The organism is Pseudophaeobacter arcticus DSM 23566, assembly GCF_000473205.1.
Classification (GTDB): Bacteria; Pseudomonadota; Alphaproteobacteria; order Rhodobacterales; family Rhodobacteraceae; genus Pseudophaeobacter; species Pseudophaeobacter arcticus.
This window is the reverse complement of sequence record NZ_KI421507.1, coordinates 3723120-3735734: the sequence shown is the minus strand read 5'-3', so window position 1 is coordinate 3735734 and position 12615 is coordinate 3723120. Positions and strand designations below refer to the sequence as shown.

Annotated in this window: 14 protein-coding genes; 7 read left to right on the top strand and 7 right to left on the bottom strand. The window is 56.2% G+C overall.

What is annotated here, in order from left to right:
• Nucleotides 1-10: 10 nt before the first annotated feature.
• From mnmE to ARCT_RS0122575, 3 genes are all read right to left on the bottom strand, one after another.
• A complete protein-coding gene (mnmE, locus tag ARCT_RS0122585; protein WP_027242113.1) occupies nucleotides 11-1297 on the bottom strand; it encodes a tRNA uridine-5-carboxymethylaminomethyl(34) synthesis GTPase MnmE in 1287 nt (428 codons plus the stop codon).
• A 32-nt stretch (nucleotides 1298-1329) separates the two neighbouring features.
• Nucleotides 1330-2601 (bottom strand): transcription termination factor Rho, encoded by a 1272-nt coding sequence (gene rho / locus ARCT_RS0122580; RefSeq protein WP_027242112.1) that lies wholly within the window; start codon nucleotides 2599-2601, stop codon nucleotides 1330-1332.
• A gap of 185 nt (nucleotides 2602-2786) precedes the next feature.
• Nucleotides 2787-3242, bottom strand: coding sequence for a CopD family protein (locus ARCT_RS0122575; protein ID WP_027242111.1), 456 nt, complete (start codon nucleotides 3240-3242; stop codon nucleotides 2787-2789).
• A gap of 411 nt (nucleotides 3243-3653) precedes the next feature.
• Between ARCT_RS0122575 and ARCT_RS0122565 the strand changes: the two genes are divergently transcribed.
• Genes ARCT_RS0122565 through dnaQ form a run of 4 tightly spaced genes read left to right on the top strand, consistent with a single transcriptional unit; the run spans nucleotide 3654 to nucleotide 6424 of the window.
• Nucleotides 3654-4253 (top strand): Maf family protein, encoded by a 600-nt coding sequence (locus ARCT_RS0122565; protein WP_027242110.1) that lies wholly within the window; start codon nucleotides 3654-3656, stop codon nucleotides 4251-4253.
• A complete protein-coding gene (locus ARCT_RS0122560) occupies nucleotides 4250-5083 on the top strand; it encodes a shikimate dehydrogenase (RefSeq protein ID WP_027242109.1) in 834 nt (277 codons plus the stop codon). Before ARCT_RS0122565 ends, ARCT_RS0122560 begins: the two co-directional genes overlap by 4 nt.
• Nucleotides 5080-5703: a dephospho-CoA kinase gene (gene coaE / locus ARCT_RS26745; protein ID WP_051360961.1), complete on the top strand. Its 624-nt coding sequence runs from the start codon at nucleotides 5080-5082 to the stop codon at nucleotides 5701-5703. Before ARCT_RS0122560 ends, coaE begins: the two co-directional genes overlap by 4 nt.
• Nucleotides 5696-6424 (top strand): DNA polymerase III subunit epsilon, encoded by a 729-nt coding sequence (gene dnaQ / locus ARCT_RS0122550; protein ID WP_027242108.1) that lies wholly within the window; start codon nucleotides 5696-5698, stop codon nucleotides 6422-6424. The genes coaE and dnaQ overlap by 8 nt, the downstream gene beginning before the upstream one ends.
• A 76-nt stretch (nucleotides 6425-6500) precedes the next feature.
• On the opposite strand, the gene secB is transcribed toward dnaQ, so the two are convergent.
• Nucleotides 6501-6986, bottom strand: coding sequence for a protein-export chaperone SecB (secB, locus tag ARCT_RS0122545; protein ID WP_027242107.1), 486 nt, complete (start codon nucleotides 6984-6986; stop codon nucleotides 6501-6503).
• 90 nt (nucleotides 6987-7076) lie between these two features.
• Entirely contained in the window at nucleotides 7077-7607 is a 531-nt protein-coding gene (locus ARCT_RS0122540) for an FxsA family protein (RefSeq protein ID WP_027242106.1), read from the bottom strand.
• A gap of 116 nt (nucleotides 7608-7723) precedes the next feature.
• Between ARCT_RS0122540 and ARCT_RS0122535 the strand changes: the two genes are divergently transcribed.
• Genes ARCT_RS0122535 through ARCT_RS0122525 form a run of 3 tightly spaced genes read left to right on the top strand, consistent with a single transcriptional unit; the run spans nucleotide 7724 to nucleotide 10052 of the window.
• Nucleotides 7724-8380, top strand: a complete 657-nt coding sequence (locus ARCT_RS0122535) for a Tim44/TimA family putative adaptor protein (RefSeq protein ID WP_027242105.1) — start codon at nucleotides 7724-7726, stop codon at nucleotides 8378-8380.
• Complete coding sequence (gene mltA, locus ARCT_RS0122530) at nucleotides 8377-9453, top strand: murein transglycosylase A (RefSeq protein ID WP_027242104.1); 1077 nt, start codon at nucleotides 8377-8379, stop codon at nucleotides 9451-9453. Before ARCT_RS0122535 ends, mltA begins: the two co-directional genes overlap by 4 nt.
• The gene (locus ARCT_RS0122525) at nucleotides 9453-10052 is read left to right on the top strand and encodes a Smr/MutS family protein (RefSeq protein ID WP_027242103.1); all 600 of its coding nucleotides are present in this window, start codon (nucleotides 9453-9455) and stop codon (nucleotides 10050-10052) included. The genes mltA and ARCT_RS0122525 overlap by 1 nt, the downstream gene beginning before the upstream one ends.
• A 10-nt stretch (nucleotides 10053-10062) precedes the next feature.
• On the opposite strand, the gene ARCT_RS26740 is transcribed toward ARCT_RS0122525, so the two are convergent.
• Entirely contained in the window at nucleotides 10063-11187 is a 1125-nt protein-coding gene (locus ARCT_RS26740) for an alpha/beta hydrolase (RefSeq protein ID WP_036785342.1), read from the bottom strand.
• Nucleotides 11188-11293: 106 nt separating this feature from the next.
• Entirely contained in the window at nucleotides 11294-12607 is a 1314-nt protein-coding gene (hslU, locus tag ARCT_RS0122515) for an ATP-dependent protease ATPase subunit HslU (protein WP_027242102.1), read from the bottom strand.
• Nucleotides 12608-12615: the final 8 nt, after the last annotated feature.

The window sequence follows — 12615 nt, the reverse complement described above, 5'->3', positions numbered from 1 at the left end:
GAAACACTCCTTATTTTCCAAGACAGAAACTGGAGAAAATCTCATCAAGGAGATTCTCGACACCAACGCGACCTACAAGCATTTCCAGGGATCGCACAGCCGAGCGGATATCTTCAGCTGCTATTTCATAAAACTCCGATCCTCGCTTCAAAACAAGCTGAGCCTCGTTCAAGCTGTGCAAGGCGGCCAGCATCATCTCGCGGTGACGTGTCCGGGTTGCAACGCCAACCTGAGTGGATCGGTCCTTCAATGTATCGGAGATATGGGCAACCAAGCGATCTATGCCCTGCCCTGTTTTCCCAGAAATAGACCCATCCGGATCCTGCCGCATATCGCCCTTGGGCCGAAGCCGAATATCACCGGGCTTCATATCCAGATCAATCGCCTCATCCGGTTCTACCAAAAAGACACGAAGATCGGCCTGTTCGGCGCGTTTACGGGCAAGCTCGATTCCAATGCCCTCAACATGATCGTCGGTATCTCTGAGGCCGGCGGTATCCAGCAGCGTCACAGGTAGCCCACCGAGATCCATTCGTACCTCAATCACATCACGCGTCGTACCGGCATACTCTGAGGTGATTGCCGCTTCGCGACCTGCTAACATATTGAGAAGAGTGGATTTTCCAACGTTAGGCGCGCCAATGATTGCAACTTCAAAGCCGTCTCGAATGCGCTCTGCAATTTTGACGCCTTCGGTCTCTGCCTGTAGGTCCCGGGCGACCGCGTTCAACAGGGATGTCACCTCGGGTGTGACATCCACAGGGACGTCTTCATCGGCAAAATCTATGGTCACCTCGATCAGCGAGGCTGCCCTGATCAGATCCACCCGCCATCTTTCGGCCAACTGCCCCAAACCACCAGACAGAACCACCTGAGCCTGCTTCCGCTGCGCCTCGGTTTCGGCATCAATAAGATCTGCCAGGGCTTCGACCTGTGCCAAGTCCAGTTTGCCATTTTCCAATGCACGCCGGGTGAATTCACCAGGATCTGCCAGACGAAGGTCAGGGGTTTTGGTCAAACGGTTCAGAACAGCAGCAACCACGGCTGTGCTGCCGTGGACCTGAAACTCGACAATGTTTTCGCCGGTAAAGCTGGCCGGCGCGGCAAAGCTAAGAACCAAAGCCTCGTCCAGATGCGTGCCGTCCAAATCCAAAAGGCAGCGCAGCCCCCGGCCTTTTGCAGGCAGAGGCCGGTCACAAATCTGATTGGCTGCGGTCAATGCCAGAGGGCCAGAAATGCGAATGACTGAAACCCCAGCCTTCCCCTGTGCGGAGGCCAGTGCAAAGATCGTGTCCATCTTGGCCTTCCTCTATAGCTGGCCTTTGCGCTTTAGGTGTTCATCGAATCAAAGAAATCCGCGTTGGATTTGGTTTGCTTCAATTTGCCCAGCAGGAACTCGACAGCGTCCGTGGTGCCCATCGGGTTGAGGATCCGCCGCAGAACAAAGGTCTTGGCCAGATCGCCCTTGTCCACCAAGAGCTCCTCTTTCCGGGTACCAGATTTGAGGATGTCGATGGCAGGATACACCCGTTTATCGGCAATTTTACGATCCAGAACCAGTTCAGAGTTACCAGTCCCTTTGAATTCTTCAAAGATCACCTCATCCATTCGGCTGCCGGTGTCGATCAGCGCGGTCGCGATGATGGTGAGCGAGCCACCCTCTTCGATGTTCCGGGCAGCCCCAAAGAATCGCTTGGGGCGTTGCAGGGCGTTTGCGTCCACACCACCGGTCAAAACCTTACCAGAAGAGGGCACAACAGTGTTGAAAGCTCTACCAAGTCTTGTGATCGAATCAAGCAAGATAACAACATCTCGTTTATGTTCGACCAGGCGCTTTGCCTTTTCGATCACCATTTCAGACACCGCAACGTGGCGTGTCGCAGGTTCATCAAAGGTGGAGGAGACAACCTCGCCTTTGACCGACCGCTGCATATCGGTGACCTCTTCAGGCCGTTCATCAATCAGCAAAACGATCAAATAGCACTCTGGGTGGTTCTGTTCGATCGAATTGGCGATGTTCTGCAGAATCATCGTCTTACCCGTACGGGGCGGCGCCACAATCAACGAACGTTGACCTTTACCAATAGGGGCAACCAGGTCAATCACCCGAGCCGAGCGATCCTTGATCGTGGGGTCTTCGATTTCCATCTTCAGACGCTCATCCGGATACAGTGGCGTCAGGTTGTCAAAGGCGATTTTGTGACGTGCCTTTTCAGGATCTTCAAAGTTGATCTTGGTGACGCTGGTCATGGCAAAATAGCGCTCTGCCTCCAGCGGAGCCTTGATCTGGCCTTCGATGGTATCCCCTGTGCGCAGCGAATGTTTGCGGATCATTTCCGGCGAAACATAGATGTCATCCGGACCCGGCAAATAGTTGGCTTCGGGCGAACGGAGGAAACCGAATCCATCCTGCAACACTTCCAAAACGCCATCACCGCCAATTTCCCAGCCTTCATCTGCGCGTTCACGCAGAATTTGGAACATCATCTCGCCCTTGCGCATGGTCGAGGCGTTTTCGATCTCCAGCTCTTCAGCCATAGAAAGAAGGTTCTTTGGGCTTTGCGCCTTGAGATCAGAAAGATTGAGGGATTCGACGGTCATTAACATATGGCCTTTTTGCCCCGGCTATTTGGGGAGAGCGATTATTATCAAGTTCGGAGAACACGAGGGCCCGGACGGGCCTGTTGGAGGCCATACATAGGGGGTGAGACTTCGTAAGTCAAACCCTCTCACAGTGGCTTACCATCGCTCTGTGCGCCTGCAAAAGCGGCCAGCAGGCGCATGGGTCAGAACTTGAAGATCACCGAGACCACAATCACCACCATCAAAAGCGTCGGGACTTCGTTCATCATCCGGTAGCGCCGCCCTGTGAGTTTGTTTTTTCCTGCAGCAAAGTCCCGCTGACGCATCAAAAGCCAATAGTGGAACCAGGTCATGCCAATCACTGCCAGAGCCTTGCTCCAGGGCCACACAGAGCCCCAATCAACCAATCCAGGGGTCGCTGCCATGAACAACCCTGCCCCCCAGGTCGCCATCATTGCCGGGCGCATGATGAACCGATGCAATTTATGCTCCATGGTCACAAAGATCGACAGGCTTTCAGGAACCTTCTCAGCCTGCTCCACGTGATACACGAACAGCCGTGGGAGATAGAACAAACCCGCCATCCAGCTGAGGACCGCCATGATGTGCAGCGATTTGGCATATGGGTAGAGGGTGAACATCCAGTCTGTCAGGTCCATCGGTCTTTCTCTCACGCTTAGATGACCCACCCTTATAATAATAAAGAAAGATTTAAAGGATGATGTTTTTGTAGGGACAGGGATTTCGGTGGATTATTCAGTTCTCACCAGCTTATCCCCAGTAGGGATAACTAACCCGCCGGATTGCCGCCACATTGGTGACACTTTGGTTAACACCCTTAAGAATAAGGGAAATTAACAATTTGTTAACCTAGATTACTTTGGGGATAAGCATTGGAGGAATCGGGGACGAAGGAGATATCCCGGCTTTGGAAGTTATCCCAATCCCCGGCGGAGGAATCAGCGAGCAGTTTGGTGGAATTTCCCCTTTCCCTGTGCACTTGCCAAAATCTGGGAAAACCATACAAACCATCCTATAAACTTGCGCATCTTTTCCATGGGGTTTTCCACATGTCTGCCCACATCCTGCTGGCTTCCGGTTCTGAGATCCGAGCACAGCTTTTGCGTCAGGCCGGCGTACCCTTTGAGGTTCAGGTTGCCCGCGTTGATGAAGAGGCGATCAAAGCGGCGCTTTTGGCCGAAGCCGCTGATCCCCGTGATATTGCCGATGCCCTGGCCGAGGCCAAGGCGCGGCGGGTAAGCATGAAGACACCCGGACCGCTGGTTCTGGGCTGCGACCAGGTACTCGATTTTGAAGGCAAACTGCTGTCCAAGCCCAAAACCGAAGAGGATGCACTGGCTCAGCTTAGCGCCATGCGCGGAAAACGTCACATGTTACTGTCAGCTGCGGTGATCTATCGCGATGGTGAACCGATCTGGCGTCATGTTGGTCAGGTGCGGCTGCGAATGCACAACTGTTCGGACAGCTACCTGTCCTCTTATGTGGCTCGCAACTGGCAGAGCATCCAGCACGCGGTTGGCGCATATAAGCTGGAGGAGGAAGGCGTGCGCTTGTTTTCTAACATTGAAGGGAGTTACTTTAATGTTCTGGGTCTGCCTCTGGTAGAACTCCTCAACTACTTGGGATTACAGGGTGTCATTGAACAATGAGTGATAAAAAAATCCCTCTGGCGGGTGTGATTGGCTGTCCGGTGGCGCATTCCAAATCACCGCAGCTGCAAACGCATTGGCTCAAGACGTATGGCATCGCCGGGCACTACATCCCGATGCATGTGGAACCAGAGGATCTGGAGACAGTGATCCGAACCCTGCCAAAGGCTGGGTTTGTTGGTGTCAATGTTACCATACCGCACAAAGAAGCCGTGATGATGATTGCGGATAAAGTCACCGACCGGGCCAAACTGATGGGCGCGGCCAATACCGTGATCTTTCGCAGTGATGGCAGTATCCTGGCCGATAATACGGATGGCTATGGTTTTATCACCAACCTGCATCAGGGTGCTCCGGATTGGGTTCCGGCAAATGGCCCGGCAGTGGTTCTTGGCGCCGGAGGGGCCTGTCGCGCGGTAGTGGCCTCTCTGATTGAGGCCGGCGTGCCGGAAATCCTGCTGACCAATCGTACCCGTGAACGGGCTGAGCAGCTTCAGAAGGATTTTGGCAAGCGTATTCAGGTTGTTGACTGGGTTCTGGCCGGCAACATTATCGAAGAAGCAGCCCTGGTGGTGAATACCACCTCGCTGGGCATGGTTGGCAAGCCGCGTCTGCGGGTGCCGCTGGATGGGTTGAAACCCCATATGGTGGTGACTGATCTGATCTATTCCCCACTCAAAACCGACCTGTTGCAGACCGCCGAAGAAGTTGGCTGCACCGTGGTTGATGGTCTGGGCATGTTGCTGCACCAGGCGGTGCCGGGGTTTGAACGCTGGTTTGGCCAGCGCCCGGATGTGGATGCCGCGACCCGAGCGGCGGCTTTGCGATGACATTTTATCTTGGGCTGACGGGCTCCATTGGCATGGGCAAAAGCACCACCGCGGGAATTTTTGCGCAAGCTGGCTGCGCCGTCTGGGATGCTGATGCCGCAGTGCACCGGCTTTATGCAGCGGGAGGCGCGGCTGTTGCCCCAATGCAGGAGGCCTTTCCTGCCGCGATTGTTGCCGGCGCGGTCAGCCGGGAGGCCCTGAAACAGATTCTGGCCGATGATCCCGCAGCTTTTGCGCGGCTTGAGTCGATTGTGCATCCGCTGCTGGCAGCGGATCGGCAGGAGTTTAAGGACACCGCCACCAGTGATATTCTGGTCTTTGATATCCCACTGCTGTTTGAAACTGGCGGTGACGCCGCGATGGATGCCGTGGCCTGTGTCCGGGTCGACGCCACTACGCAGCGCGCCCGGGTGTTGGAGCGGGGCACCATGACGGAGGCGCAGTTTGAACAGATTCTGGCAAAACAGATGCCCATAGATGAGAAATGCGCGCGTGCAGATTTTGTCATTGAAACGGACACGCTGGACCATGCAAAGACGCAGGTGAGCGCGATATTGGACCAGATCAGACAGACCCAGACCAAACCGGATCTGGGCGGAAAGACATCAGCAGATGCGTGAAATTGTTCTCGATACCGAGACCACCGGCTTTGATCCCTTTTCCGGCGATCGCATCGTCGAGATCGGCGCGGTTGAACTGTTCAACCACATGCCAACCGGCGAGACCTTTCACGTCTATATCAACCCCGAACGCAGCATGCCGCAGGAAGCCTTTGGCGTGCATGGCATTGGCCCCGATCTGCTGGAGCCGCCCCAAAAACCCGAAAAAGGTCAGGTCACGCTGCGGGATAAGCCTGTGTTTGCCAAATTTGGTCAGGCTTTCCTGGATTTTGTGCGTGATTCTCGGATGGTGATCCACAACGCCAGCTTTGACATGAAGTTCCTCAATGCCGAGCTGGACTGGATGGGCCTGCCAAAACTGCCGATGGAACAGGCGCTGGATACATTGGCCATTGCGCGCAAACGCTTCCCTGGCTCGCCGGCCACGCTGGACGCCCTGTGTCGCCGGTTTCAGATTGATAACAGCAACCGGACTTTGCACGGCGCCCTGCTCGATTCCGAAATTCTGGCAGAGGTCTATCTTGAGCTCATCGGTGGCCGTCAGCCGGACTTTGGCCTTTCTACCAATGCCAGCTCTGGTGGGCAGATGGTGGAAGATTGGCGCCCTGCCCCGCGCCCGACCCCGCTGCCATCGCGTCTGACCGCGCAAGAGGCAGAGGCCCATGAGGCTTTTGTCACCAAGATGGGTGAAGGGGCCCTTTGGAACCAAAAGCCAGCCTAGGTCGGTCCCGCCGCAGAACATCAAAAAACGCCGCTGACTTTGGTCAACGGCGTTTTTGTTTTGCTGTCAGCGCAGATTACTGCTGCGGAGCAGCTTCGGCCTGACGGCGCGCCAGTTCGTTGCGGTAGATGGCAACAAAATCGATATTGTCGAGATTCAGTGGTGGGAAACCACCGTCACGAGTGACATCCGACACGATGCGGCGCAGGAAGGGGAAAGTCATGCGGGGGCATTCGATCAGCAGGAAGGGGTGCAGCTGGTCTTCTGGAACGCCTTCAATGTTGAACACGCCGACATATTCCAGTTCCAGCACAAACAGAACGTCGCCGCTCTCTTTGTTTTTGGATTCGATGTTCAGCTTGGTCATGACCTCATACTGGTTCTCGACCGAGCGTTTCTTGGCATCCAGGTTGACCGCAACACTGACATCGGGCTGGACTTCGCCACCGGTACCCTTTTGAGCCATGACGTTTTCAAATGACATGTCACGGATATATTGACCCAGGATATTCATCTGGACCTGGGGCTGTTGTGCGGCCCCGTTTGCGCCATTTTCGGCCATTGAGATACTCCTAAAAATACGTTTGGTCCGTGCTTAACAGCTTGGTTCCCGTATCTCAACGGCTAGGAAGATCGGCAAAGACGTGATGGTCTATTTTGGTCCTTCAACCCAGCCCGAAGGCGTCTTGCGGGGCTGTTTTGGCGTCACTTCTTCAAAATCACCATCAATGATGTCGCCGCTTCCAGCAGGAGGGCTGCCGTGGGGATGTCCCTGCCCGTGCCCCTGCCCCTGTCGCTGCCCATGCATGGACCCGGATCCCATCTGGAACTGCGCCACTGTGACCCGCTTGCTGATGTAGCGGTAAACCGCGATCCGTACCGGCGGCATCAGCAGGGCAAAGCCAATGGCATCGGTGAAAAAACCGGGGGTGAGCAGCAGCGCGCCGGCAAACAGGATCATTGCGCCATGCGCCAGAGGTTCAGCCGGATCCGACAGGGTTTGAAATGAGTTTCGCATCTGTCCCAGCGCCAGCCGCCCCTGCGACCGCACAAGGGCGGTTCCCAGCACCGCAGTCAGCACCACAATGGCCAATGTCGGCCATAGGCCAATAGCGCCACCCACCTGTATGAACAGGCCAATTTCAATAAGAGGCACCATCAGAAAGGCGAGAAAAATATACATTTAGCGGTTTCCTCTGAACATACGCTGGACGGTAGACTTGCCACCCCTGACACCCTACATAAGGAGAGAACGCCCAGGTTTCAAACCGGGCTTGGAATATCCAGCGAGAGGTTCTTATGGAGTCCCCTTTGATTAGTCTTTTGGTTTTGGCCGGTATTGCAGTGTTTTTGATCCTGCGTCTCAGAAGCGTTCTGGGCACACGTGAGGGTTTTGAAAAACCAGCCGTTGCCCCCACGCAAAAGCGCAGCAGTGGGCCTGATCTCGAGGTGATTGAGGGCGGACCCGACCGCGACATTACTGACTATGTCGAAGAAGGATCGCAGGCGGCAAAGGCTCTGGCGGCGATGAAGCGGGTGGAACCTGGGTTTCACGTGGGTGAATTTGTCCAGGGTGCCCGTAGCGCCTATGAAATGATCCTGATGGGATTTGAGCGCGGCGAGCTGGACGATCTTCAGGGCTTCCTGGCCGAAGATGTTTTTGACAGCTTTGTCGAAGCCGTTGCACAGCGCGAAGATCAGGGCCTGACCATTGAGGCTGAGTTCATTGGCGTGCGGGAAACCAACGTTGTTGATGCAATCTTTGATGAGACCAGCGGTGTTGCAGAACTGACCATGCGGTTTGTCGGAGAGCTGACCTCGGTGGTGCGCAATCGCGAGGGTGAAATTGTCGAAGGCGATGCCAAAGCGGTCAAACGCCAGAAAGACACCTGGGTCTTTGCGCGCAGCATGGGCGTGGATGATCCGAACTGGCAGTTGGTGGCCACGGACGGATGAGTGCAGTGCTCCGGGATTTTTTCCGGGCAGCGGCTCTTGCGGGGGCTGCGATGACGGCCTCCGGCGCAGGCGCCGAAACCACTTATAAGATGTTGGATTTCTCTCAGCTGAATGGCTGGGAGGACGACAATCACGCCGCGGCTCTCAAGGTATTTCTGGAGACCTGCCCCGATCTCGAGGATCAGGACTGGCAGAGCCTATGTGCTCTGGCGCAGTCTCAGGCTCAATCCTTGTCCCAGGAAGAGGGCACAGTCGGCGCGCGCAGCTTCTTTGAATTGTTCTTTCGGCCGGTGTTGATCGAGGATGGAACGCCCGGGCTGTTCACCGGGTATTTCGAGCCGGAGCTGGAGGGCTCTCGCTATCGCACGTCGCGCTTTCGCTACCCGGTTTACCGAATGCCACCAGAGGCAAAGAACAGCACTCCCTGGCTGCCACGTCGTGATATCCTCACCGGGCCAGTGATGCAGGGGCGTGGGTTGGAAATAGCATGGGTCGATGACCCGGTTGAACTGTTCTTTCTGCAAATTCAAGGATCTGGCCGTATTCGCCTGAATGGTGGCGGTACAATCAGGGTTGGCTATGGTGGCGCCAATGGGCATCCCTATCGTTCAATCGGGAGCGAAATGGTGCGGCGTGGCATTTACAAGGCGCATCAGGTCAGCGCGCAGGTGATCAAGGCCTGGGTGCGGCGCAATCCGGCTGCCGGCCACGAGTTGTTGCTGCACAATCCCTCCTATGTCTTCTTCCGTGAAATCCGCAAAATCCGCCCTTCCAAAGGCCCGGTTGGTGCCATGAACAGGTCGGTGACGATGCTGCGCACGCTGGCTGTTGATCCCAAATACACGCCGCTTGGCGCGCCGGTCTGGATGGAGAAGGGCGGTGAGACAAAGATGCACCGCTTGATGATTGCGCAGGATACGGGATCCGCTATTAAAGGCGCGCAACGCGCCGATGTTTTCTACGGCACCGGCGACAGTGCAGGCCAGGCGGCAGGTCGGCTGCGCGATCCGGGACGGATGGTGGTTCTGTTGCCAATTCAACGCGCCTTTGCGCTGGTCCCGGATGAATACTAATGAGCAGGCGCAAGCTGACTTCTGAAGAGGTTGAACTCTGGCATCAGGTGGTAGCGCACACCGAGCGCCTGCATCCGGGCAGTCACTCCTCACCGCCCAGCCTGCCCTTGCCCAAGCCAAAACCAGAAAAGGCGCCTCAGGTGCGTGCTGAAAGCCTGCTGGAGGCGTTTGAGCTGGGCAGCAAGGCCAAACCAAAACCACAGCGGCATAGTCTGAAATCAACGCCAGCCAAGGCGCTGGCCGCGACGCCCCTGCAGATGGATGAAAAAGCCTTTCGCCGGATGAAGCGCGGCAAGTTGAAGCCAGAAGGGAAGCTGGATCTGCACGGGATGCGGGTCGATAGCGCCCACCCGGCACTGACCCGCTTTATCCTGTCAGCCCAGGCCTCGGGCAAACGTCTGGTTCTGGTGGTCACGGGCAAGGGCAAAGATCGCGATGAGCCCGGCCCTATTCCGGTGCCGCGTGGTGTGTTGCGCCATCACGTGCCGCAATGGCTGGCGCTGCCACCGCTGGCGCAGGCTGTTTTGCAAGTGACCCAATCCCATGTCACCCATGGGGGTGAAGGCGCCTATTACGTCTATTTGCGGCGCACCCGGTAGCCCAACCGGTTCAGCGCTCGCCACCACTAAGGGTGACCAACATGGCCACGCCCCTCTTTCTCTGATCCTGGCCAGTGCTTGGTACAACTCTGGTAAACTCGGCGACATCATGCGGCCGGGCATCAAAGGCGTTTTCGGTTGCCTGTGCCTCATTCAACAAGGTCAGAAGCGTGGGCGATGTGGCAGCAACAAAGTGACCAGATTCCGCATTTTCAGAAAATGCAGTTGTGTCGACAATATCTATTGGCAGGTCGGACACCGCTTCGATGGAGCTGAGACTGCCCAGGCGCTCGCGGCTGTAGGTCCCGCGGATACGTCTGGAGATGTTGAGTATGGTGTCTTTGCTTGAAACAAAGACAACAAAGGGTTCGGGAACTTTATTGAACTGCCGTATCTGGCTGCGAAACACATCCAGATCCAGGTCCGGGGATATCAATATGACGCCGGCAAGGTTCTGATCCGCCCAATTGGGCGATCTGATCTCTATCTGTCTCAGGGCCTCCATCGCCAGGACAGAGCCCATGGAATGCGCCACCAGAATGATCCGCCGCGCCCCGGATTTTTTCAGGTGACGCAACAGCTGCTCCAGCCCATCGCGGGCAAACATTATGCTATCACCGTCATAGGCATAGCCCAGGGGGCTGCCCAGGCTGGGCCAGGAATATACCACCGTTGCGCCCGGCGTGTTCAGATCATGGGTCAGCTGGGCCGCGCGAAAAGCAGTCTCGGCCTGGGTGCTGTTATAGCCATGCACAAAGACAATCACGTCCCGGCTGTCGGGAGGAGACTGACGAAGCACAGCGTTCAGGCGGCGGTCAAAATCAGCAGGTTCTTGAAACTGGTGACGCGCGGCCAGGGTGAATTCGGTTGCAGGGTCAGGGTCCGCATAGCCAAACTCCAGCTTTCCCAGCGTGTGATTTGGCGGAATAGATATTGTCAGCTCTAGCAGGCTGTTGTCCTCGCTGCGTTCCGGACCAAAAGATCCATCCGGCAGTTCAACCCGGTTTGTGGCGACAAATATGGTTTTTGGGGTACCAAGCTCCAATGCCTCGGGGGTGACCGGAGACAGGCTGCGATCCGTACAGCCAAGGGTCAGACACAGGCTGAAACCAGCAGCCAAACGGAGGAAAATCATAAATAACCTTTGGTGAAAACTGCCGGGTGATCTGGCCATAGACTAGCAAGCCTACAGCCAGATGAAAACAAGTCTCTGCTGGGAGCAATACCGGCGTTCCAGCCTGCTACAGCACGTAGCGGCTGAGGTCGCTTTTGCTGGCCAGTTCGCCCAGGTGTTTGCTGACAAAGCTGGCATTGACGATGATTTTTTCTCCGCCCTGGTCTGGGGCGTTGAAAGACAGATCCTCAAACACCCGTTCAATCACCGTGTAAAGGCGGCGCGCGCCGATGTTTTCAATAGAATGGTTCACCTCTGCTGCAATCTTGGCAAGCGCAGAAATGCCATCTTTGGTGAAGGTCACCTCAACATCTTCGGTTTTCATCAGGGCAGTATATTGCAGGGTGAGCGCATTGTCGGTTTCCGTCAGGATGCGGACAAAATCGGCCTCGCTCAGGCTGCGCAGATTGACCCGGATTGGCAGGCGCCCCTGCAGTTCAGGCAACAGATCAGAAGGCTTGGCGACGTGAAAGGCACCGGAGGCAATGAACAGAATGTGGTCTGTCTTGATTGGACCATGTTTGGTGCTGACAGTGGTGCCCTCGATCAGAGGCAGCAGATCCCGCTGCACGCCTTCTCGGCTGACATCGCCGCCGCGCGCATCTGAGCGGGCGCAGACCTTGTCGATTTCATCCAGAAAGACAATGCCGCTTTGCTCTACGGCTTCAATGGCGGCGCGGGTAACGACCTCATCATCCAGCAATTTGTCGGCCTCGTCGCCAATCAGCACCTCATAGCTTTCGGCAACGGTCATCTTTTTGCGCACCGTGCGCCCGCCCATTGCCTTGCCCAGCAGATCGCCGATGTTGAGCATCCCCATACTACCGCCGCCAGGCTGGCCGGGGACCTCAAACATATTGCCCATCGGGTTGGAGCTATCAGCAACATCCAATTCGATCAGCGCATCGTCAAGTTGCCCTGCTCTGAGTTTCTTGCGGAATACGTCACGGGTGATTTCGCGGGCATCTTCACCGGCCAGGGCGCTGATGACCCGCTCTTCGGCGGCCTTCTGGGCCTTGGCAGTGACGTCTTCGCGCATGAAGGCGCGGGTCTGAACGATGGCGCTGTCCACCAGATCGCGGATGATCTGCTCCACGTCGCGGCCGACATAGCCAACCTCGGTGAACTTGGTTGCCTCTACTTTGATGAAGGGCGCCCGGGCCAGTTTTGCCAGCCGGCGCGAGATTTCCGTTTTACCAACGCCGGTGGGCCCGATCATCAGGATGTTCTTGGGGTATACCTCGTCGCGCAGATCGTCCGACAATTGCTTGCGGCGCCAGCGGTTGCGCATGGCCACGGCCACGGCGCGTTTGGCGTCGTTCTGGCCGATGATATAGCGGTCCAGTTCAGAAACGATTTCGCGGGGGGTCAGGTCTGTCATGGGATGTC